Source organism: Kolteria novifilia (genome assembly GCA_007748055.1).
GTDB classification, from domain to species: Bacteria; Planctomycetota; Planctomycetia; order Kolteriales; family Kolteriaceae; genus Kolteria; species Kolteria novifilia.
Genome location: CP036279.1, coordinates 7,226,472 through 7,249,341 on the forward strand (window position 1 = coordinate 7,226,472; position 22,870 = coordinate 7,249,341).

Annotated in this window: 13 protein-coding genes and 1 pseudogene; 5 read left to right on the forward strand and 9 right to left on the reverse strand. The window is 62.2% G+C overall.

All coding sequences use genetic code 11. The features are described from left to right. The first annotated feature begins 25 nt into the window (after positions 1-25). Complete coding sequence (locus Pan216_RS26495; RefSeq protein ID WP_145262999.1) at positions 26-3,457, forward strand: efflux RND transporter permease subunit; 3,432 nt, start codon at positions 26-28, stop codon at positions 3,455-3,457. 252 nt (positions 3,458-3,709) lie between these two features. On the opposite strand, the gene Pan216_RS26500 is transcribed toward Pan216_RS26495, so the two are convergent. The 5 genes and pseudogenes from Pan216_RS26500 to Pan216_RS26520 form a co-directional block, all read right to left on the reverse strand. Next, on the reverse strand, positions 3,710-4,405 hold the full coding sequence (locus Pan216_RS26500; RefSeq protein WP_419193030.1) for a class I SAM-dependent methyltransferase: 696 nt from the start codon (positions 4,403-4,405) through the stop codon (positions 3,710-3,712). A gap of 205 nt (positions 4,406-4,610) precedes the next feature. Further along, complete coding sequence (locus Pan216_RS26505) at positions 4,611-4,811, reverse strand: hypothetical protein (protein WP_145263003.1); 201 nt, start codon at positions 4,809-4,811, stop codon at positions 4,611-4,613. 48 nt (positions 4,812-4,859) lie between these two features. Next, positions 4,860-6,104, reverse strand: coding sequence for an ISL3 family transposase (locus Pan216_RS26510; protein ID WP_145254871.1), 1,245 nt, complete (start codon positions 6,102-6,104; stop codon positions 4,860-4,862). Between the two features lie 1,570 nt (positions 6,105-7,674). Beyond that, a pseudogene (locus Pan216_RS28630) lies at positions 7,675-9,222 on the reverse strand (type VI secretion system Vgr family protein); the annotation flags it as partial. 1,755 nt (positions 9,223-10,977) lie between these two features. Continuing rightward, positions 10,978-13,224: an efflux RND transporter permease subunit gene (locus Pan216_RS26520; protein WP_145263007.1), complete on the reverse strand. Its 2,247-nt coding sequence runs from the start codon at positions 13,222-13,224 to the stop codon at positions 10,978-10,980. Positions 13,225-13,391: 167 nt separating this feature from the next. Between Pan216_RS26520 and Pan216_RS28635 the strand changes: the two genes are divergently transcribed. Both Pan216_RS28635 and Pan216_RS28640 read left to right on the forward strand, forming a co-directional pair. Then, positions 13,392-14,588, forward strand: coding sequence for a hypothetical protein (locus Pan216_RS28635; protein WP_419193031.1), 1,197 nt, complete (start codon positions 13,392-13,394; stop codon positions 14,586-14,588). Positions 14,589-14,830: 242 nt separating this feature from the next. Beyond that, positions 14,831-15,112 carry a (2Fe-2S)-binding protein gene (locus Pan216_RS28640; RefSeq protein ID WP_419193700.1) on the forward strand — a complete coding sequence of 94 codons (282 nt, stop codon included), beginning with the start codon at positions 14,831-14,833 and terminating at the stop codon, positions 15,110-15,112. Here Pan216_RS28640 and bfr read toward each other — a convergent pair. Next, positions 15,048-15,533 carry a bacterioferritin gene (gene bfr, locus Pan216_RS26530; protein WP_145263011.1) on the reverse strand — a complete coding sequence of 162 codons (486 nt, stop codon included), beginning with the start codon at positions 15,531-15,533 and terminating at the stop codon, positions 15,048-15,050. The genes Pan216_RS28640 and bfr overlap by 65 nt on opposite strands. A 571-nt stretch (positions 15,534-16,104) precedes the next feature. On the opposite strand from bfr, the gene Pan216_RS26535 reads away from it, so the two are divergent. Continuing rightward, the gene (locus tag Pan216_RS26535) at positions 16,105-17,130 is read left to right on the forward strand and encodes a hypothetical protein (RefSeq protein WP_145263013.1); all 1,026 of its coding nucleotides are present in this window, start codon (positions 16,105-16,107) and stop codon (positions 17,128-17,130) included. A 420-nt stretch (positions 17,131-17,550) separates the two neighbouring features. Here the strand turns inward: Pan216_RS26535 and Pan216_RS26540 are convergent, their stop codons facing one another. After that, on the reverse strand, positions 17,551-19,209 hold the full coding sequence (locus Pan216_RS26540; RefSeq protein ID WP_419193032.1) for an FAD-dependent oxidoreductase: 1,659 nt from the start codon (positions 19,207-19,209) through the stop codon (positions 17,551-17,553). Positions 19,210-19,426: 217 nt separating this feature from the next. Here Pan216_RS26540 and Pan216_RS26545 point away from each other — a divergent pair, with 217 nt between their 5' ends. Next, positions 19,427-19,705 (forward strand): hypothetical protein, encoded by a 279-nt coding sequence (locus Pan216_RS26545; protein ID WP_145263017.1) that lies wholly within the window; start codon positions 19,427-19,429, stop codon positions 19,703-19,705. A gap of 64 nt (positions 19,706-19,769) precedes the next feature. On the opposite strand, the gene Pan216_RS26550 is transcribed toward Pan216_RS26545, so the two are convergent. Together Pan216_RS26550 and Pan216_RS26555 are read right to left on the reverse strand one after the other, a co-directional pair. Next, positions 19,770-22,139, reverse strand: a complete 2,370-nt coding sequence (locus Pan216_RS26550) for an ABC transporter permease (RefSeq protein ID WP_145263019.1) — start codon at positions 22,137-22,139, stop codon at positions 19,770-19,772. Further along, positions 22,136-22,858 (reverse strand): ABC transporter ATP-binding protein, encoded by a 723-nt coding sequence (locus Pan216_RS26555; protein ID WP_419193033.1) that lies wholly within the window; start codon positions 22,856-22,858, stop codon positions 22,136-22,138. Before Pan216_RS26555 ends, Pan216_RS26550 begins: the two co-directional genes overlap by 4 nt. Between the last annotated feature and the right edge of the window lie 12 nt (positions 22,859-22,870).

Here is a 22,870-nt window from a genome sequence, read left to right on the forward strand (position 1 = left end):
GTCAGGTTCGCGGAGGGACGTCGCCATGAATTTGGTCAGGATGTCGGTGCAACAGCCGATCACCATCGCCGTCGGGGTCATCCTCGCGGTGCTCGCGGGCGTGATCGCCTTTGATCGGGTGCCGGTGCAGATGGCCCCCGAGGTCGAGTCGGTCGTCATCTCGGTCGCGACCGCGTGGGAGAACGCCTCGGCCGAGGAGATCGAAAGCGACGTCATCGAGGAACAGGAACAGCGGCTCGGCGACATCTCCGGGCTCGTCTCGATGACAAGCACCAGTCAGCCGGGGATGGGGCAGATCCGACTCGAGTTCCAAACCGGAACCGACATCGACGACGCGATGGCGGAAGTGGACCAAAAGCTCAGCGAGGTCCCCTCCTATCCCGACGGCGTCGACGAACCGCAGATCGAGGACTACGACCCCGAGTCGGTCGACTACATCGCATGGATCGGGCTCGCCTCGACCGACCCTGACTTCGACGCGACGACGCTCTACGACTTCATGGACCGCCGACTTCGCCCTCGTTTTGAGCGCATCCCCGGCGTCTCGCAAGTCGGTATTCGTGGGGCGCGCGAGGCCGAGGTGCAAGTCCGCGTCGACCCGGTCGCCCTCGCCCAACGAGGGATCACCTACACCGACCTCATCCAGGCGATCCAGACCAGCAACGAGAACCTCTCCGGCGGCAAGCTCGTCGACGGCAAGAACGAGGTCCGCGTTCGTTCGGTCGGCCGGGCACGCGACGCCGACTACTTCGGCAGCATGGTCGTCCGCCGGGATCCGACCGGGCCGATTTACTTGCGCGACGTCGCCGAGATCGTCTATTCGCACAAGGAGATGACCGAGTGGGTCCGCGCTCGCGGCCATCGCATGCCCTTTTTCAACTTCCTGCTCGAAAGTGGCGGCAACCTGCTCGAAACGATGGGGGCCATCAACGCCGAGATCGAGGAGCTCAACGCTCCCGGTGGCCTGCTCGAGAAGCATGCCGAAAAGCTCGGCCTCAACGGCACCTTCGAGCTGGTCACGACCTATGACTCGACCACCTACGTCAACGACGCGATCGGACTGGTGACCAGCAACATCCTCGTCGGCGGCTTGCTCGCGACGGTGACCCTGCTGCTCTTTCTCCGCTCGCTCAGCACGATCGGCATCATCGCGGTCGCGATCCCGATCTCGGTCATGTCGTCGGTCGTGATCCTCGTGATGCTCGGCCGATCGATGAATATCATCTCGCTGGCGGGCATGGCGTTCGCCGTCGGCATGGTCGTCGACAACGCGATCGTCGTCATCGAGAACATCTTCCGCCATCTCGAGATGCGCAAGCCCATCCGCCAGGCGACCATCGAAGGGACCAACGAGGTCGCCGGCGCCGTCCTCGCCTCGACCCTGACCACGCTGGTCGTCTTTTTCCCCATCCTGCTGATCCAGGAACAAGCCGGACAACTCTTCCGCGACATCGCCCTGGCGATCATGGCGGCGGTCGGCGTCAGCCTACTGGTTTCGATCACCGTCATCCCGGCGGCCGCGAGCCTGATGCTCTCCGCGAAGCGCCCCGCGATTCCCAAGAGTGATCGCCTCGCCTCCAGCTCCATCGGCCGCTTCGCGCAGCGGGCCTGGCAGTGGCTCCGCGCCGTCTCGGATCTCCCGCGCATCGTCAGCGGTATCGTCTACCGACTTACCGACGGCTGGGTCGTCCGGCTCTCGGTCATCGCGACGTTCCTCGGCTTGACCTTCGTCGGCATCTGGTGGCTCATGCCTCCAATCGACTACCTACCCAAGGGCAACCGCAACATCGTCCTGGGAATCCTGATCCCGCCGCCCGGCTACAGCATGGACCAACTCTCCACGATTGGCAACCGGATGGAAGAGCGCGTCCGGCCAGCTTGGGAGATCGCCGGCCCGCAATTCGGCGCCGAGAAGTACGACGACCGGGAGGGCGACATCGAGGACCGCCGCGTTCCCCTTCCGGTCGGCCCCGGGACGGATGCCGAAGTCCTTCCTCCCCCCGTCGAACACTACTTCCTCGTCGCCTGGGACGGCATGGTCTTCCAAGTCGCCATCTCCCAGGACAAGAAGAAGGTGGTCGACGCGCTGCCCCTGCTCAATCACGCGGTCGCCGGAGAGGCCGCGCCCGACGTCATCGCCTTCGCCTTCCAAGCGCCCCTCTTTCAAACCGGCGGCACGACGGGGTCGGCCATCAAGATCGATATCGCCGGGGACGACTTGCCCACCGTCAGCCAGTCGGCGGGCGCTCTGTTGATGAGACTCTTCAGTAAGTTCGGGCCGACGAGCGTGACGCCAGAGCCGGCGAACTTCTCGCTGCCGACACCCGAGCTGCGCGTCATTCCCAACGACGAGCGACTCCGCGACGTGGGCATGAACCGGCGCGACGTCGGCTTGGCGGTCGCGGCCAGCGGCGACGGGATCATCCTCCCGCGCGAGTTCCAAGTCGGCGGCGAACTCAAGGACCTCAAGATCATCACCAAGGAAGCGCTCGCGGAACATCCCATCGACGCGATGCTACAAGCTCCGATCGCGACCCCCGGCGGTCGCGTGCTCGACCTTCAGAGCATCGCCGAGGTCGAACGCGTTCGCGTCGCCGACCAGATCAAGCACGTCGACCGCCAGCGGGCCGTGACCCTCCAGTTCACCCCCCCGCCGGGGCTTCCACTCCAGGACGCCATCGATGAGATCAACGCCGCCGTCGCCGACCTCCGCGCCTCGGGGGCGATCTCGCCGAGCGTCGAGATCAACCTCGCCGGTTCCGCCGGCAAGCTCAACGAGATCAAGACCGCGCTCTTGGGCGACGGAACGGTCCTGGGAACGATCACCAGTTCGCTCTTTCTCGCGTTCCTGGTGGTCTACCTCCTGATGGTGGTGCTCTTCCAGAGTTGGGTCTATCCGTTGGTCATCATGGTGAGCGTTCCGCTGGCGACGCTCGGGGGCTTCCTCGGGCTGGCGGCGGTCCACGAGTGGAGTGTGGCCGATCGCTACATGCCGGTCCAGAACCTCGACGTCCTGACGATCCTCGGTTTCGTCATCCTCGCGGGAGTGGTCGTCAACAACGCGATCCTGATCGTCTACCAGGCGCTCAACTTCATGAGCGGAACGTCCGAGGAAGGTGATGATGTCAGCCATTTGACACCGCGGGAAGCGATCGCCGAAAGCGTTCGCTCGCGGGTGCGGCCGATCTTGATGAGCACGCTCACTTCGGTCGGCGGCATGCTGCCGCTCGTGCTGATGCCCGGATCGGGTAGCGAACTCTATCGCGGACTGGGCGCGGTCGTCGTCGGCGGACTGGCCGTCTCGACCGTCTTCACGATGTTCCTGGTGCCGGTCATCTTGAGCGTCGTCTTCGATCTCTACCCCGTCACGAAGGAGGAGACCCACGAGCCTCCCGCGAGCGACGGCGAGTCGATTCACGTCGGCGCCAAGGAAGAACTGGCCCCGGAACTGGTGTGAAGAGAGATAGGGCAGATTGTCGTCGGTTGAAACCATCTCACCGTCTTGTTCCTCAACACCTCTCCTTGGGGAGAGGTCGGCGAGCGCGGCAAGCCGGGTGAGGGGACGGCTCAAGCGATAGGACGACACGTCTGAGTGAAGCGTAGCCCTCTCCCGCGGGAGAGGGGGACATCTGACGAGATCTCCCTGGGAAAGAGGACTCCCGTCGCCAAGGTTGGCAACCCATTCAAGCGTCAAGAATGATCGCCTTCATCAACGGCGGCAGACGATCGTCAACGCGGGCCCACCGTTGGGGTGATCGGGCTCCTCGTCGACGATCTCCAGGCGGCGAAAACCGGTCTCCGCGAGCATCCGCAGGAGGGCGTCGCGCGTCGGCCAGAACGAACGGGCCTGCATCCCGCTGAGCGGATCCTCCAGCCCGTACTCGCGATAGTGCTTGCCGCGATAACCCTGACGCCACGTCCACGCCTTCCATGTCGGGATGACGTGGGTCCACAGAAACATGTCGGCCTTGAGCGACGCGAGCCGGCGAAGCACGTCCCACGGTTCGGCGAGGTGATAGAGGAAGCCGACGTTGACGATGGTGTCGAACGTCCCCCACTCGGCCGGATCGGCCTTCTCGACGTCGGCTTGAAGGAAGGTCGTGTTGGTCGAGCCGAGCATTCCCTGAACCCACTTGGCCCGCTCGACGTTCTCCGCCCGGGCCTCGACCCCGACGACATGCTCGGCCATCTTGGCGATGGAGAATGTTTGCCCTCCCTCGAGACTCCCCAATTCCAGCACACGGCCGGGCTCGGGAAAACAGCGTCGGAAGTTCGGCAGCCGCTGATCGGCCTCGGGGTCATATCCCCCGCCGAAGCTTTCCCCATCGATGGTGAATTGCGTCACCCACGGACCACGGGCCTCGAACGAGTCGTGGAGCGGGGACATGGTCGCGGTATCGGTCATCGGCATCATCCTTGAACGCACGAAGATTCCCTTCGTCGGAGATCGAGGAGATAGTGTACATCAAGACTGATGTCTCCGCGAGAGGCATTGAAGAGGAGACCTTGCTCCTTGGCACGAGCCGACGAACACCCAACGGCGCCCGAAGAACCAGGAGACCCAACACAATGGAGCATCAGAGGGCAGGCATGCACCGGTTACTTCTTAGCTAAGATACCTCGATGATGGCATAGACGATGAAGAAGGCGACCATCGCCAAAACGAGACCAATCGCAATTTGCGCGACAAACACAAGGAACGCTTCCAAACTACTCGTCGCCTTCTGAATCTTGGTGACGAGGAAGGCGTAGGGTAGCTTCCAGAAAACGCAGGTGATCGCGTTCGCGAAGCCGGTGACAAAGCAGCTCACTTCGGCGAAGAGGGAGATGTAGTAGTAGGTAACAAGTTCGCCTCGTCTTCAGAATTTGTGGGTCGATGGTGGCTCGGGGAGGTTGCCGAGATTGTGATAGAGAGCGTATTTGAGGGTGCTGGGGTCGCGAAAGCCGTAGGAGCGGCGGGTCGTCAATTTGACCTTCAGATTCATTCCCTCGACGGCGCCCGCGGAAATCTCTCCTTTTGCCTCGAACCAATTGAAGATCTGCTCGGCGTGACGCTCGAGGGTTCGTGCCAGGTTGCGCATCGGTTCGATCCGTGTGCTCAAGGCCCGATCGAGCCACTCCTGGAAGAAGGATCCGATCCGCCAGGGAGCCTTGTAGTCCCAAAGCCGCTGGAAGTCTTCCTTCATCAGGTAGCACTTGACCGTCCTGAGGTTGTGCGTCAACAACTCGTTGAGACGAAGGACCTCCTTGCGTTTGAGGTTGCCGCGACGCTTGAGCAGCAGCCAACGCGTCCGCTTGAGCACCTCGAAGCCCTTGCGTTTGAGTTCGCGTGCCTCCTGGGCCCGCACCTTGTCGATCGCCTTGTTGAACAACTGCATGATGTGGAAGCGGTCGAGAATGTGCAGGGCCCCATTGGCCTCGCGAGCGATGACCGACAGGTAGGCTTTCCACATGTCGCTGCAGATGTACTTCAGCCGCTCGGTTCGCCGCCTGCCGAAGAAGCGAAAGAAACGACCGAGCGTCTCCTTGGTCCGGTCTTGCCCGACCCAAAGCAGACGACGCGATCCGCGGTCGATCTGATAGACCAGGGTGAAGTACTGATGCCCCTTGCGGTAGGCGACCTCGTCGATGCCGATCGCCTCGATCCCTTCCAGCTCGCGATGGCGGATTCCCCAGCAAACCGCCATTTTCACCGCACGAAAGACGGTGTGCCAACTCGTGCCGAAGATCTCGGCGGTCTCACGCCAGCTCAAGCGTTTGGCCCAACGGGCCAGGAACCATTGGAAGCTCGACGTCGTTCGCTCCTTGCCCGACGCCCAGGGAATGCGTTCCACCTTCACCCCGCAAGCAGGGCATGCGACCCGCCGCGCCGCGTAGACGAACCAGACCGCCAGGCCCCACAACGGCACGTGCTGAAAACGGCGTTCCGGCAAGTGGTCGTACGTGCCGCCACGATTCCCGCAACCCGAACAGATCGGCCGGCTGCGACGCCGTGGGCGAACCCGAACCAGCAGTCCCTCTTTCGACGAATCGGCCCAAGCCGCCGATTCGTAGACGAAACTCCCGTGACGCTCCAAGGCGTTGAGGATAACCTGAAGTCGCATCCCGTCTCTCGCGGCTGGCGTTTGAAGAAGTCCTTGCAAACTCCATCATGCGCCCCTCGAGAGCGGGATGCTCTTTTTTGGCCTCCTGCCGACTTCTCTCCTTTCCGCTTGACCAGTGGAACATCCTCCCCGCCAACGGCCAAGGAGGAGTCTTTGCCGGGCGACCGAAGCCGAGCCACGATGGCGAGGATGCAGGGCGAGCGAAGCGAGAAGACCAGGCAAAGCAGCAGCCGGACGCGGCCCTTGGCATACGGCGGTAACCTCCACTACCAAGCGGAACGGAGAATACACTCACCACCCACAGATTTGGCAATAGAGCCACAAGTTCGAGTGAGTACCAGACGGTCTGCAGCATGAGCTTTCCCGTCTCGATCAAGAGAAGGATCGCCGCATCGTCCGACGAATAGTCACCTCCCGATTTGTGGTCGACCCAGTAGTTGGCGACCCGTTGGAGCACGGAGCCGACCAGAAAGAGAATCGCCAAGACCGCCGATGCGGTGGAGAGGGCGAGCGAACTGCTATAGACCAAGCCCGATCCCGCGTTGAAATTGACCTTCGGTCCGTGGTGGATGTCGAACGACGGACCGTAGACGAAGTGGGACGAGGTGGCGAACGTCGATTTGCATCTCCCTTGGACGGGGAGCCCAAGGAAAAGCGACGCTACGGAATTGATCGCAGACGACCACGCCTCGACGTCGGCGGCGTCGACGTCTCCCAAGTCGACGTCCGAAGCGACATCCGAGGCTTGATCCTCATCTTCCTCGGCGATCATGTTGCCGGGCAAGTTGAGGCCGACACCTCTGATGGCGGTGCCAAGATCCCTACTGTAGGCGTCCAGGTTGTAGGCATTGCTCAGATGGAGAGCCTGGTCGTAGTTGATGGTTTGCCGCCGCGTATTGTCGTTGTCAAATTCGTCGTTGATGTCATCGTCGTCTACCGCATCGTCGGCGATGTCATCGACTTCGTCGGCGACCACGTCGTCCGCCACTCCGACGGCGACCGCACTCGCGGCATTGATGAAGAGTAGCCCGACGAGGTTGAAGGTCGTGATGTTCTGGACCCCGTAGGTGAAGTCCTCGGAAACGCCGATGGTGCCGTACTCATGCATGCCGAGCACCATCTCCATATCGCTCGAATAGCTGGATTCCGACGTCGAACTGGAGGCGAGGAGATCGCCCACCACTCCCGAGACCGAACTCGTTGACGAGGTCGATGCGTCGGAGGAACTCGAGTCGGTCGAGGTTGAACCAGTCGATGACGAGTCCGTCGAACTTGTCGCCGAACTGCTACCCAAGAGGCCGCTCGTGCTTTGCGCGTCGGTCGACTGGCTGACTCGTTGTTGGACGCTTTGAAAGACATCGGTCGACGTGGAGGCGTTGCGGTCGGCCGTGTTCTTTCGCGACTGCGAGACGTCGGGGTTGACCTCCTCGAAGATGCTCCCACCGAGATATCGACCGTGGTGCTGGCTGATGTTCGACTGAGCGGAACCACCCGTGTTGTCATAGGCGTTGTGACCTCCCGACTGGCTCATGTCGTTGGACGACGAGAGTTTCAGGTGACTGGCGAGATCGTCGGAGGTGATGCTCGTCGACTCGCTCTCGTTCACCAACCCCGCGGAGCGGTAGACCGTCTGATGGCTCTCATCCGGCAAGTTCTGCGGATGGGAGTTCTTCGCGTTGTGCATCGAGTGTTCGACGTAGGGTCGTTCGGGGTCGTGTTGGTAGAAGTTGACGACCACTTCGTCGCCGACGCGTGGCAGGTGGACGTGGCCGCGTTTGCTCCCCGCCCACGCATGCCCGACCCGCAACCAGCACGACTCGTTGTCGTCGGCGTCGTCGCTCCAAGAGAACTGCACCCGCACCCGTCCGTACTTGTCGACGTGGGGATACCCCTGCCGTGGCCCGACCACGGTGGCGGCTTCCGGGCCGGCGTTCGGTCGAGCGATCGTGACTTGCGGCCGAAAAGGCACACTCGTCGGCTGGGCCTGGAACTCGTTGCGGTAGAAGTCGGGCTGGTCGTCCTCCTCGACGAGCACGGGTTGATAGGCGTCGTGAACGACTTGCTTCAGCAGGAACGATCCCTCGCCCTGGGGAGTACGTCTCGTCTTGAGCACGCGTCCAGGCGTAAGCAGGCCGATATCGCTGGTCCCATCGATCGCGATGCTCTGGGAAGCGTTGCGCTGGACCAAGAGACTCGTCAGCCGCTTGCCCTCGACAAAGACCTCTTGAAGTTGTTGGCGCTGTTCCTCCCCCATTGAGCCGATCTCATCGAACCAGTGCGCGAAGTTAACCCCGTGCTCGTCGACTTTGATGTCGCGGTTGGTGCCGGAGACGACTTTCTGACTTTCGTCGCCTAGAAGGAAGTGTTCGAGCAAGGGCTGGGCGGCCCCGACGAGTTGGTCGCGAAGCTGGAAGGAGAGGTCTTGCAAGCTGACCTTTCCCGCCGTGACCTCTCGATTGACCCGCCACGATCGAATGGTGCCGGTCGCTCGATTCCCGCCGGAGTGAGGCGAGTACTCCCACGCATCCTCCGTGATGTTGGGGACTTGAACCATCTGGTCGTAGAGGACGAGCCGATGGGAGTTCTCGTCGTGGGCCCAGCCGTAGTAGATGCCACTCTCTTGCAGAATTCGCTGGAGGAAGCTGAAGGTCGACTCGCGGTACTGGACGCGATCACTTTGCGTCGGGTAGGTGTCGAGCAGACGCGACTCGACGTCGATGCCGGCCTGCTTCAGCAATCGCTGGACGATATCGACCACGGTCTTCTGCTGGAAGACACGGCTACGACGATCCTTGGTGAGGAGCCACAGTTTGGGCACGAGCACGGCTTGATAGCTCGTCACGACGTCGGTCGAACGACCTCGGGTGAGTTGGGCGACGATGCCATTGAGGTGTCGCGTCGTCTGGCCCGGAAGATCGATGGTCAGGGTGGCCGATTGGCCGAGCAGTTTCTCGAAGGGGATGCTCACGTCGTTGGGCGCGAGGAGTTCCACGTTGAACTGGAAGAGATCCGAAATCGCCTCCCGGCCACGGAACCGATGGACGGCCAGTGAACCGTTCGCCAACGGCGTCCGCAATTGGATGCGGCGTTGGTCCGTTTGCAGGGCGACAGTAGCCATCGGTACAGTCCCAGGTTTACTTCGTTAGTCTCGGAAAGCGCGTCTTGTCAATGACTGATACGAGGGAGACAGGCGATCAGTGGGAATGAAGTGCTTTCGAAGCGACCGCTGCTTGGCAATCGTTGGTGCAATTGTTTCCTGGGGCTTACGCCACCAGGCTACGTGCTGGCGTCGCTTCGCGACTAAGGAATTTGGACCGGGGGCCGGTCACAAGACAAACGTTCTGCGATCACCATTCCCGCCGGCGTTGGACGGGGCGACCTCTTCAGCCGCGAAGCGGCGCCAGCACGTAGCCTGGTACGTCAGCGCCAGGTAGACGTCATCCCATGATTCCGAGCCCTGAAAGGGCGGCAGCTTGCCAAGGGTCTCTTGTGGCTGCGCCACCCAGATTGGCGAGCAATCTGGGCCACCCGTCGATCACAAGACAAACGTTCTGCGATCACCATTCCCGCCGGCGTTGGACGGGGCGACCTCTTCAGCCGCGAAGCGGCGACAGCACGTAGCCTGGTACGTCAGTGCCAGGTAGACGTCATCCCATGATTCCGAGCCCTGAAAGGGCGACAGCTTGCCAAGGGGCTCTTGTGGCTGCGCCACCCAGATTGGCGAGCAATCTGGGCCACCCGTCGGTCACAAGACAAACGTTCTGCGATCACCATTCCCGCCGGCGTTGGACGGGGCGAACTCTTCAGCCGCGAAGCGGCGCCAGCACGTAGCCTGGTACGTCAGTGCCAGGCAGACGCCATCCCATAATTCCGAGCCCTGAAAGGGCGACAGCTTGCCCAGGGTCTCTTGTGGCTGCGCCACCCAGATTGGCGAGCAATCTGGGCCACCCGCCAAGGGTCTCTTGTGGCTGCGCCACCCAGATTGGCGAGCAATCTGGGCCCCCCGTCAAGGGTCTCTTGTGGCTGCGCCACCCAGATTGGCGAGCAATCTGGGCCACCCGCCAAGGGTCTCTTGTGGCTGCGCCACCCAGATTGGCGAGCAATCTGGGCCACCCGTCGGTCACAAGACAAACGTTCTGCGATCACCATTCCCGCCGTCGTTGGACGGGGCGACCTCTTCAGCCGCGAAGCGGCGCCAGCACGTAGCCTGGTACGTCAGTGCCAGGTAGACGTCATCCCATGATTCCGAGCCCTGAAAGGGCGACAGCTTGCCAAGGGGCTCTTGTGGCTGCGCCACCCAGATTGGCGAGCAATCTGGGCCACCCGTCAAGGGTCTCTTGTGGCTGCGCCACCCAGATTGGCGAGCAATCTGGGCCACCCGCCGGTCACAAGACAAACGTTCTGCGATCACCATTCCCGTCTTCGTTGGACGGGGCGACCTCTTCAGCCGCGAAGCGGCGCCAGCACGTAGCCTGGTACGTCAGTGCCAGGTAGACGTCATCCCATGATTCCGAGCCCTGAAAGGGCGACAGCTTGCCCAGGGTCTCTTGTGGCTGCGCCACCCAGATTGGCGAGCAATCTGGGCCACCCGCCAAGGGTCTCTTGTGGCTGCGCCACCCAGATTGGCGAGCAATCTGGGCCACCCGTCGGTCACAAGACAAACGTTCTGCGATCACCATTCCCGTCGTCGTTGGACGGGGCGACTTCTTCAGCCGCGAAGCGGCGACAGCACGTAGCCTGGTACGTCAGTGCCAGGTAGACGTCATCCCACAATTTCGAGCCCCGAAAGGGCGACAGCTTGCCAAGGGTCTCTTGTGGCTGCGCCACCCAGATTGGCGAGCAATCTGGGCCACCCTGACACGATGCGATCGTCTTACGCTCGGCCGACGAGAACGCGGAGGAGGACCGGAAGGAAGAAGAGATTGCCCAAGAGGCCTCCGAGAATCGCGATGCTCACCAGAGCGCCAAACTGAGCGGTTGGAACGAAGGACGAGAAGGAGAGAATGCTGAAGCCGATCATCAGGGCGAGGTTGGCGAAGACCATCGCCTTGCCGGTGCTCTGATGCGTCAGCGCGAGGGCTTCGTCAAAGCTCGCTCCCGCTTCGCGCTCCTGACGGAACCGGCTGAGGTAGTGGATGCTGAAGTCGACGACGAGCCCCATCGAGATGCTGCTGATCATCGCGGTCGCGACATTGATTGGCCAACCAACCCAACCCATGAGGCCGAGCACCACCACGATCGGAATGACGTTCGGCAGAAACGCGACCAACCCGTAGCGGAAGCTGCGAAACGCGAGGGTCATCACCGCCAGAATCCCGATCGCCGCCACCGCGAACGCCGACCATTGGTCCGACACGATGCTGTCGATGAGATAGGTCATCAGGACCCAAAGCCCGGTGACTTGGACCGGCTCGCTCAGGATCCGCTCGGCACGCTCGGAGATGCTCGCGAGCAGTTCCCGCTTGCCGGCGACCGTTTGCTTCTCGCGGACGCGAAGGACGATCCGCATGCGGTTGCCGTCCTGGTTCCACAGCTCCTTGATCATGGTCGGCTTGGCGAGCCGGAGCATTTCGAGCTGGGTCCGGATCAGCCCATCGGACGAGAGACCGAGAAAGCCTCCGAAGGGGGTCTTGGTGATCGGCAACGCTTCGCGGAAGAAGTCGAGCAAGTCGACGAGTCCCGTGACCTTGGTGATGCCAGGGATGCCGCGAAGGTCGTCCTCGAGCTTGCGAAGTTTTTCGAAGTAGTCGGCGGTCGGCACTTCCGGAGCGGAGAAGGCGAGCTCGATGACCCCTGCTCCGCCGAGGCGATCCTCGACGAACCGATAGCCCCGCAGGATGGGGCTTTCGTCGCGGAAGTTGGCGGTGAAGTCGGTCTCGACCCGGAGCCAGCGGAAGCCGACCCCGGCGACGCCGAGAATGACCGCCATGACCACCGTCGTCAGGACCGCGTGGTGCGTCGTCCAGCCGACGAGCTTCGCGAGCGATTCCTTGAGTCGTTCCTCGCCCGGCGCGGGCACCGGGGCCGACGCGAATCGCCCGAGCAGAATGCCACCCGGCACGAGTAGCAACGACGCCAAGCCGACAAAGAGCGAGGCGGTCGTCATGACGAAGGCGTAGCTGCGAACCGGGGCGACGCCACTCATGAAGAGGGCCCCGAAGCCGACCGCGGTGGTCAAGCAAGTCCAGCAGACCGCCGGCATGACCCGAGAAAGCGTGCGCCGCATCGCCTCCTCGCGATCGTAGCCGCGTTGGGTCTCCTCGCCGTATCGGACCGCGATGTGAATGGAGGTCGCGATTCCGATGACGGTGATCAGCGAGGCGGTCATCGAGTCGATGATGCTCAGTTGGACGCCGCCGAGCGCGACCAGGGCTCGGGTCCAGACGATCGAGACTTGGACGATCGCGAGCGGAAGGAGCATCCAGCGGACGTTGCGAAAGAGGAGAAAGATCATTGCCAGCATCGTCATGCTCGCCACGATGGTGAGCATGTGGGCATCCCGCTCGAGGTGCGTGAAGACGTCGCTTAGGAGGGCGGGGGTTCCGACGACGCAGGAGGTCTCGTCGTTCTCGTTGGCGATGGTTCGGACGTCGTCGAGGGTCTGCCGCAGGTCGCCGGAGGAGATGGCTTCGCGATCGATTTGGAGCACGACCGCGGCGGTTTGGCCGTCCTCACCAACGAAGACGTCCTTATAGAGTTCCGTATCGAGGACCTCTTGGCGGAGTTCGTCGAAGCTCGAGGCGGCCTGGCCGACCATCTGGGCCATCGTCAGGGTTCCGACCAAGGGAGCGGTCGGTCGCGGGACGTTGGCCAGCGACATGGCGCTGGCGACGCCGTTGACGCCGGAGAGACGCGAGGTTAGTCCGGAGAGACGCTCGAGACCTCGTTCGGAAAAGAGCTGGGGATCGGAGTAGGCGACCAGGCAAGTCGTATCGCCCCCGAAATCGCGCACGACTTGTTCGTAGGACTGAAGTCTTGGGTTATTCTCGGAGAAGAGCGACCGGGGTGACTGGTCCGATTCCACCGACTGAGACAGCGGGAACGCGACGAAGGCGGCGAGGAAACAGACAAGGATGAGGAGAAGCTTGTGGCGGACGAGAGAGCGGTAAAAGACTTGCATAGTGCTTCAAACTCTCCCTGACGACATCCTAGGCGTTCTATACCATCGGGGTCATGCGTCCATCCACCAGGCCAGTTCCTGGTGGCTCTCGTCGGCCGTTGCTCGCGACGGCTTGCGAGGGGTGTTGTGCTACGGGCGCCACGGAAGCGAAGGACGAAAGCCATCGCATGACGGGACGGACAGCGGGGCTTCTAAGCTGCGTCGCACTCGCGATCACCCTACGGCTGGGGATGGCCGTTGTGGCGACCGACTGGCTCAGCGACGATCGGGACGACTACATCGTCTTCGCCCGTTGCCTTGCCGGCTCCGGCGTCTATGGATCGTCTCCCGACCAACCGTCGGCCTTCCGAGCTCCCGGATATCCGCTACTTCTCTTGCCATGGTGTCGGCATTCGACAGCCCTGGTCTTCGGCGTCGCCGCGCTGAATTTGCTCGCTAGCGCGGTCATCGTGGTCGCGACGTGGCGCTTGGTGGAGTTGGGAGGATTCAGCGGGACCGCTTGGGTCGCGGCATTGATTGTGGCGATTGACCCGCTGCTCCTTCAGTCTAGTCTTCTGCCGATGAGTGAGACGGTATTCACGGCTCTTCTCGTCGGCCTCTTGTTCGCTTGGGCGGAGCGTCCGTCCGAGGGATCGGCTTGGCGCTGGCGCGGGTTGGCCGCGCTTTTGGTGACCGCCGCCGCGATGACACGACCGCTGGCATGGGCGATCTGGCTCTTGCTCGGGCTGGCATGCCTCCTGACCGGTCGACGAAGGGACTGGTGTTGGATCACGCTCGCCGCGATATTCCTTTGTCTCCCATGGGTCGTTCGGAATCAAGTGGTACTCGGACGTCCCATCCTGACCACGACCCACGGGGGCTACACCCTCTGGCTCGGCCAAAATCCGGTTTATTTCCGCGAGGTCGTCGCCGGCCCGAATGCCACCTGGCCCGCGGCGAGCTTTCAAGACTGGTCGCTCGAGAACACCTACCGCACCCGCGGCAAATCGGAGCTGCAGCGCAACGACTACTACCGCGACCAAGCTCTCCGATGGATGATCCAACATCCCAGGAACGCCGCCAGATCAATTGGCCACCATCTCGTTTCACTTTGGGGACTTGCGCCCAACTACGGGCCGCGTTTGGGCCAGTTTCTCTGTAGCGTCTTCTATGGCATCGTCTTCGCCCTCGCTGTGCTGGGCCTCTTTCAAGCCAAGGCATGGGCGCAGCCCTTCGTGATCCTCCCCGTGACGATCGTCGCGACGACGGCGGTCCATGCGGTCTATTGGAGCAACTTGCGGATGAGGACGCCGTTGATGCCTGTGCTGGCGATCCTGGCGGCATGGGGTCTGGGGTGGCTCTGGCGACGATTCGGGCCCGAATAACCTCGAAAAAGCGCCGATTTGATCCGATTCCGATCGCAAGAGGCACGGTTCTGGCCCCAATCCGATCAAAAACACATCAAAAAACATCACAAGAATTGTTGGGATGGAGGTTGAACCGACTTTGGGGCCAGACTACACTTTTGTTGAGACGAGATGTCAATCTCTCTGAACGATCCTCGCCCACGAGAAAGCAGATGGGACTGCTTCCTCCCTCAAAGCTCCTGGATGAGACGACTCCGACGATGCGTTCCTCCTCCACCACCACCTGCGGACGCAATTGCCAGACCTGCCCCGCGCAATTGGTTTGTCACTGCCTGCGAGTCTCCAAGGACGACGTCCTCGACGTCATCGTCAATGGCATCGCCCAGACCTCCGACGACGTCCGCCGACTCACTGGAGCCGGCGGCGGGTGCATGGCATGCCGTCAAAAGGTCAAAGCGATGATCCTCGAGCACTCCCCTAGTGCGACAGATCGTGCTCGCCCATCTGTGACTGTAGATAGTTCTCTAGTCCAACCGACTTGACCAGCTCGATTTGCGTCTCGAGCCAATCGACGTGCTCTTCCGACTCGACCAGAATCTTCTCGACCAGTTCCCGCGTCCCGTTGTCGACTTCCTCGATGCAGAGCTTCGCGGTCGCGTTGTAGTGCGCCACTCCCTTCTTCTCGAGCTCTAGGTCGTACTCGAACTGTTCCGGCACCGTTTCGCCCACGCGAATGACGTCGTAGCGTGCGATCTCCGGCACCCCTTCAAGGAAGAGGATTCGGTCAATCAACAATTCGGCGTGCTTCATCTCGCCAATCGACTCGACGTAGTGCTTCTTCCCGAGCTTTGTGAAGCCCCAGTTGTCGCACATTTTCGCTTGGCAGAAGTACTGATTGATCGCGGTCAGCTCAACCGTCAACGCCTGGTTGAGGGCGTCGATCACCTTGGGATTTCCCTGCATCGTGTCTCTCCGTTTGTTGGTTTCAGGCCATGATGGGTTGCCACGCGGGATCGACGACTCCTCGCCTTCCCGGTTGTCCTCGAATGGGTTCTCCAGAATAATACGAGACGTAAGTCTAAATTCCATCGAGAGATCCGATGTCATTTCTCGGCACGAAGCAGCCGAGGAACTTCCCATCGCCAGCGTTGACAACAGACGTCAGCCCCCAGCGATCCCCGAGTGAAATACGCCCCGAACGGCCGTGTAGGCCTTTCATCGAGGTCAGGCACCTTCACGGAAGCTCGCTCCATCTCATCGCGGCGTGACTGGGATCGAGACCTGGTGTCAAAACAGTCCCCCGGAATCGGAGCCTGCCGCTGAATCGAGCCCCGCGTGGGACGACCACACCACCCGTCGGACTCGGCACCTTCAATGGCAGGGCAACGGCCTGCCTTGAGCGCGACATACTCGGCGAACAAAGAGCCATGGGGCAAATCACCAAGCTTCACCGGGCGGTTTGTGTACAACAACCGCTTCAGCACCTTCACGCACCGTTCTCTTCAATTCCACTCTTTTCGGGAGCCACCCGTCGATGACGCTCTCTCCACTCCTCCTCGCACTTGCGCACGTGGCCTTTCCGGCGGCGGATCCGGCGACCATCATGACACGCGTCTGCGAAGCTCGGGAGAAGTGGACGCCGGCCCATGTCCGGTTTCAGACCAAGCTCGAAGGTCAACGAGGAACCGAAGCGTACGACCACGTCGTCGATCAGGAGATCTGGTTCTCGGGCACGCATCTGCGAACCGATGTCGTCATCAAGAGCAGCGCCGGGTCGATCATCGACGAAGAGGCCTGGATCAAGACGCCGGCATTCTTCGCGTATCGCTACGGCGAGGCCCATGACATCTACACGGGCGACCTTGCCGACATTAGTGCCGCCGCGGACTGTGCCATCGATCCACGCGTCCTTGGGTTGGTGCCGGTGTCGGTCTACGCGATGCACAACATTGGGCTGGGCGACTACTGCGCGCTGGTGACGGGGGCGACCGACTCGTCCACCGTTCGCGAGGAGATGGTCGATGGTCGCCAAGCGGTCGTGGTCTCGTACCAGAACCTCGACGCGGGAACCAGTGGCGAGGTTTGGGTCATCCCGGAGATGGACGACGCCGTCACCCGGATCGTGGTCAACGGCTCCGTGTTCCGCGATGAGATCGACACCACCTACAAGGAAGTCACGGCGGGAGTCTGGTTCCCTTCGACGAGCAGCTTCCGACGCCAAAACAGCAAGGGAAAAGTGATCACCGACCAGAAGGTCACGGTCGAGCAGGCCTCGATCGGAGCCCCGATTCCCGACTCGGTCTTCGCGCTCTCGTCGTTCGACATCCCCGTCGGCAAGGAAGTGAACGTCGGCGGACATCCACGCATTTGGGATGGCGAGAAAGCCGTCACCGAGGCCGAGTTCGCCGAGCAGCGTGCTCTTGCCGAGCGAAATGCCGCCTCGGGATCGACAGGGAGGACCGTTCTGGTGGTGCTCGCCGTGGTGATCCTCGGCGTGGTCGCCGTTCTCGCCTGGCGTGCGACCCGAAAGCAAGCGAATCCCGACGCGTCCGACCAGTAGTGCGTACGGTGGCCATCCCTGACCGAATGGTGGATCCGAAACTGCCACAGTCACGAAGCGGCGCTGGTTTCTATCCAGGGGTTTCAACCCCCTGGTTCTAAAAGGATTTGGTTCGAGCCCCGAAAGTGGCGACGGTAGCCGTCGAACCAACTGCGCCCCTCTGGGGCTCCATGAACGGATCGGTAACTTTTCCAGGGGTTGCCACCCCTGGCTACTTTCCTCTGCCGCTTCGCGGCTCAGGAAAGCGGATGCAATCGTTGGGAGCCAGAGGGGGGCGAAACAGATACCACAACCTGTGTCCCGTCAAGATGTTGTCTGCGAATACCCTTCGCTCAATCGATCGCGACGCGATGTTGAATGGGTTGATCGCTTGTCAATCTGGATTCGCGCCGCGAATAAGTGGCCCACGCGCCGTCTTGTTCAACTCGTCGAACAGGCGTCGTCGGAGGGGACGGGCTCGGGGGTGGTCGATTGACGCTGCTTGGCGATCTGCTCGACGTTGCGGCGGAGATCGGGCAGGAAATTGACGAGATGGCTGAACTCGTTCTTGGCCATCGTGAAGACATCGAGCGGTTCGAGACAGCGGACCGTCGCGCCGCGGCGGTTGCCGTCGAGAAGAGCCATCTCGCCGAAGATCTCGCCCGGACCAACTTCGGCCATCACTTCCGGTTCGGAGACGAAAGAGCCGGGCTTCAAGATCTCGGCCTTGCCCTGAATGATGATGTAGAGTCGGTCGCCGACGTCCCCCTCGCGAATGACGTACTCACCCGGTTCGAAGTGGGCGTGGACCATCGCTTGCGGAGGGTCGAATTTCGATTGCACCAACTCCGGCGGCACAACCAGATCGAGCAGCCAGCTCAGCGCGATCCGGACCTTGCGGTCGATCCCCGGCAACTTCCACCAATAGATCGTCCGCCACGCCAGCCACGCCAGCAGCCCCGAGAGCTTGAGCCCCCCCGGCAACTGCGCGACCGCGGTGCGATGCCCGAGGACGCCGAGACTGCCGAGTCCGGTAAAGTTGAAGGTCTTCGCGGGTCGGCCGTCGATCGCGGCGAGGATGTTGTGGGCGCAAGTCGTCGCTTGGCGCACCGCGAACTGGGCCGTCTTCGGGCAATCCCCCTCGCCGCTAGGGTGCGGGATCAGGGCGCAGTCGCCGAGAGCCCATTCGCTGGTCGATCCCTCGACCCGCATCGTCCGATCGGCGATGATCTTGCCCTTCTTCTGCCGCAGAGCGATCGACTCGACTAAGGGATTGGGTGACGACGGGACGGTCGAGACCAGGGTCCGCGTGCAAATGCGACTGCCGTCGTCGAGGATGGCGTGCGTCTCGGTCGCCGAGCGAAGGCGGTGTTCGAGCATGAGCTCGACCCCACGACGCCTCAGGATGCGCTGGGCGTACTCGCCGAGGCTTGAGTGCAGTTCGCGCTGCAGCAGTCGTTCCTTGGAATGGATCAGGATGACGCGGATGTCTTCCGGTTCCAGCCCGAAGGTCTTGGGTCCGACCTCGCGGACGAAATCGTTGAGACTCGCGGCGACCTCGACACCGGAATAGCCCCCACCCGCGATGACGAAGGTGAGCAGTTCCTGCCGAAGCTCGTCGTCGTCCTCGATCTCAGCTTCCCCCAGAACACGCAACACGTGGTCGCGAAGACGCAGCGTGTCGGAGAGATTCTTGAAGGGAAGGGCATGGGCGCGCAGGCCCGGATCGAAGCGAAAGTCGGTCACGTCGCCCAGGGCGATCACGAGGTGGTCGTACTCGAGCACGAGTGGGCGGGGCCGATAACCCGGCGCGAGCGTGACGAGCTTCTTCTCGACGTCGACCGAGGAGATATCGCGGAAGTAGAGATGCGTCCGGGGGCAAAGTCGGCGAATGGGGATGACCGGCTCGAGGATCCCCATCTGTCCTGAGAGGACTTCAGCGAGCATCGGCTGAAAGACGAAGTAGTTCTCGCGGTTGACGAGGACGATCTCGATATCGTCGCGGCGCCGCAGACCCTTTTCGAGGGTCATCGCGGCGTAGACACCACCGAATCCGCCCCCAAGGATGACAATGCGTGTCGGCTTCGTGTCGGCATCCACAGCGGTTCTCTTTCGTAGCAGCACTCGAGAGGACATCCTCAGCGCCCAATTCATAGGCGCTCGAACGCCCGAGGGCGAACGACTTCACCCCTATTGGATTACAAATCCCACCACCGATTCTGTCACAACACGAATTTTCAGGTTATCCTTGTATGAATCGGCCGCGCAGGATCCGATGCGTTAACTGGGAGAGTAAGTCAGAGTGGAGTTGTCATCGATGACGAAGGAACGTCGCCGAACGGCGCGCAAGCCCGTCGAAGGGCCCCACGGCACGGGAACGCTGATCCTGCCCAACGGTCGTTTGCCCGTCCTGGTCGCCGACGAGTCGTCTACCGGCGTCGGGCTGTTCGCTCTCGGTTCGGCATCGCTGACCCTGGGGGCGGTGGTCGAGTTCGAATCGAAGTTTCGCCACGGCAAGGCTCGGATCGCTCATCTGAAAGCGCTCGCCGGCGACGAACACGACGTCTACCGCGTCGGCCTCGAGTGGGTGCATTGATCGGCAAAAGGGAGTCGCGCGAGACTCGCGTCAGGCAAAAGCATGACCTACGAAATGTCGCCGGCTACTCGCGGACGTTGAGCGCCTCAAGCCATGCCATTCGGTTGACCGCCGATTGCACGACCGTATGCGCCAAGAGTGAGAATCCGATCGCGATCAGCACCGTGATGAACCAACTCGAGGGCTCCACGACGATGGGAATCCGAAAGAGTTCGGTCGCCTGCTGATGGGCCATCTCGACGCAAAGCCAATAGCCGAGCGGCAGCCCGAGGATCGCCCCGGTCGTGTTGACCAGAAGGGTCTCCTTCAAGAAGAGCCCGCCGATCTCGTAGGGACCGTAGCCGAGCACGCGGAAGGTGGCGATCTCGCGTTGCCGTTCCGCCAGGGAAATCAACGAGGCGTTGAGAATACTCCCGAAGAAGATCACCCCCGCGAAGATCAGGATCACCGTCGTCATTACCCGACTGTTGGTCAACACCGTCCGTTCGAGCCCTTCCTTGTTGGCGCGCACCAGCGTGACCGCCTCGACCCCGGGAAGCCGCTTGAGTTCCCGATAGAGCGACAGCAACGACATCAATCCAGGCACGACCTTCAGTTGAGCGACCGAGATCGCTCGCTCCTCGCCGATCAACTCGTTGAGGTAGTCCATGTCGGCGTAGACCGACAACCCCATGTAGTTGTCGACAATCCGCGCGACGGGGACCTCGATCGGTTCGCGGATCCCTTTGACCGGTTCGAGGATGATCCGATCTCCCCGACGGGCGTCGAGGATCTCCGCGAGCGGACGCGAAAGGAGCAACCCGCTGGAGGGAATCGCCACCGCGTTCCCGTCGCGATCGTGCGGAACGGTCAGCCGTGCCCCGCGCGAGACGCCGGTCACGCTCACGCGCCGATGTCGCGATCCATGCCGCAACGTGCAGGGAACCATTAGCAGCGGTTCGGCTCGATCGACACCGGGCAAACGACGAATCTCGTCGATCGCTCCCTCATCGCGCTCGTCCTTGAACGAGACGTCGATGTCGCTGAGCAGGACCTTCTCAAACTGGAAGTCGAGCATCACGCGGATCGCATCCATCATGAAAAAGGAGACGAAGAGGATTGCAGCGCCCGCCGCCGCGGCCGCCAGCCCCGCGAAGGTTCGCATCCGCGCCCGCAGCATGCCGCGTAGGACCATTCTCCATCCCGATCCCAGGGACCCCCAAAGGAGCGGAATGCGTTCCAAGAGCGTCGCGCCGCCCGGCTTCATGGGGGCGGGGCGCATCGCTTCGGCCGGGCTCTGACGCAACACCGTCCACGCTCCACGCAGCGTCCCGATCGCCGAGAAGACCAGACTGATCGCGATGCCACCGAGCACAACCGCAGGGTAGGGGCGGTTGACCAGACTTGGGAATTCGAAGTAGTGGCGATAGACCTCGTTGAGGGCCCCGGCGAGGGCGAAGCCGATCACCACGCCAAGGACTCCCCCCGCCAACCCGACCAGCATCCCGAACTTGAGGAAGTGCCGGTAGACCTGCCCGTTGGTGTAGCCGAGCGCCTTGAGGGTGCCGACGACGACTCGTTGCTGTTGGGCGATCCTGGTCATCAGGACATTGAGCACAAGCGCGGCCACCGTCAAAAAGACCGTCGGAAGAAACGTCGCCGAGGTCTGCAGTCCCTGTAGTTCGCTCGTTAGGAACTTGTGCGAGGGCTGATCGGCGAGCTTCGTCGTCGAAAAGATCCCGTACGGCTTGAGCCTTTCCTCCCAGCGCCGAATGACCTCGTCGGGGCGATCCTTGTGTCGGGGCGAGAGGGTCGCGAGAACCTGATTCGCGGCTCCCTCGAAGTCGAAGACCTCCTCGGCGAAGTTCGCGGGGACGTAGAGGATACCATGATTGGCCGGATCGGGGGTCAAACTGCCGGGGGCGATGAGGTAGACGAACTCCGAACTGATCGCGGTGCCGACCATGACCAATTCCTGGCGGCGATTGTTGAGCAAGACATGGATCTTGTCGCCGGGGCGGAGCCGTCGGGCTCGGGCGAAGGCGTCGTTGACGATCACTTCGTTGGCGCGCTCGCCACTGAAGTAGCTGCCGCGCCGCAGTTGGACGCCGTTGATGATCGAGGAGTTCTTCTCGGGCAGGGAGATGACTTGGCCGGAGAGGGGCCGAGGCTCGTCCTCGAGATCGATCGTGACGGCGAAGCGAATCCGGGGGCGAAAGGTCTCGACTCCCGCGACCGGCTCGAGCGCCGCGAGGGGAGCCTTCTTCAGTTCGATCGAGAAGTCGGCCATCCGGCATGCGACATAGTAGCTGCCGCGCGCGAGCTCGAGGTTGTTGTAGGCCGAAAGAAGACAAACGAAGCAGGCGGTCCCCAGCGCGCTGATGGCGACAATCGTCGCGATGAGCCCTCGGGAACTCCGCAGATCGCGAAGGAGCTTGCGGTCGAGGGCAGTCACCAGGAAACCTCCTCGACACTCGACGGATGCTCGTTGTCGTGCCGCTCGACAATCTCGCCGGAGCGGAGCCGAATGACCCGATCGGCCAACGCGGCGATCGCCGCGTTGTGGGTGATGATCAGGACGGTCGTTCCCAAGTCGCGCTGGAGTTGCACCAGCAAGGCCAGGACCCGCTTGCCGGTTTCGAAGTCGAGCGCTCCGGTCGGCTCATCGCATAGCAGGAGTTCGGGGCGTTTCGCGATGGCCCGCGCGATCGCGACTCGCTGCTGTTCGCCGCCGGACATCTGCGACGGAAAATGGTCGAGACGATCCTCGAGGCCGACCAGTACGAGAGCTTCGGCGGGATCCATCGGATTGGAACTGATCTCGGTCGCGACGAGGACGTTTTCGCGGGCCGTGAGCGTTGGGACGAGGTTGTAGAACTGAAAGACGACCCCGACATGCTCGCGCCGGTAGGAGGTCAGTTGCCGGGCGTTCATGCGGGCGAGATCGCGCTGCCGAAAGTGGACCGAGCCGCTCGAGGTTTGGTCCATCCCACCGATGATATTGAGAAGGGTGCTCTTGCCCGATCCGGAGGGCCCCACGAGAACCGTCAAACGGCTCTGGGGAATGTCGAGGTCGACGCCACGGAGCACCGGAACGTCGACTTCGCCCATCTGGTAGGTCTTGGCGATTCCCGCCAGGCGAATCAGCGCGTCGCTGGAGACTAGCTCGGTCACGTCCCTGTCACC

What these genes read in the sequence shown, in the direction of transcription:
- Pan216_RS26535 (WP_145263013.1), top strand. Translation starts at nt 16,105, where the DNA reads ATGACGCTCTCTCCACTCCTCCTCGCACTTGCGCACGTGGCCTTTCCG.
- Pan216_RS28635 (WP_419193031.1), top strand. Translation starts at nt 13,392, where the DNA reads ATGACGGGACGGACAGCGGGGCTTCTAAGCTGCGTCGCACTCGCGATC.
- bfr (WP_145263011.1), bottom strand. Translation starts at nt 15,533, where the DNA reads ATGCAGGGAAATCCCAAGGTGATCGACGCCCTCAACCAGGCGTTGACG.
- Pan216_RS26495 (WP_145262999.1), top strand. Translation starts at nt 26, where the DNA reads ATGAATTTGGTCAGGATGTCGGTGCAACAGCCGATCACCATCGCCGTC.
- Pan216_RS26520 (WP_145263007.1), bottom strand. Translation starts at nt 13,224, where the DNA reads ATGCAAGTCTTTTACCGCTCTCTCGTCCGCCACAAGCTTCTCCTCATC.
- Pan216_RS26500 (WP_419193030.1), bottom strand. Translation starts at nt 4,405, where the DNA reads ATGACCGATACCGCGACCATGTCCCCGCTCCACGACTCGTTCGAGGCC.
- Pan216_RS28640 (WP_419193700.1), top strand. Translation starts at nt 14,831, where the DNA reads ATGCGTTCCTCCTCCACCACCACCTGCGGACGCAATTGCCAGACCTGC.
- Pan216_RS26510 (WP_145254871.1), bottom strand. Translation starts at nt 6,104, where the DNA reads ATGCGACTTCAGGTTATCCTCAACGCCTTGGAGCGTCACGGGAGTTTC.
- Pan216_RS26545 (WP_145263017.1), top strand. Translation starts at nt 19,427, where the DNA reads ATGACGAAGGAACGTCGCCGAACGGCGCGCAAGCCCGTCGAAGGGCCC.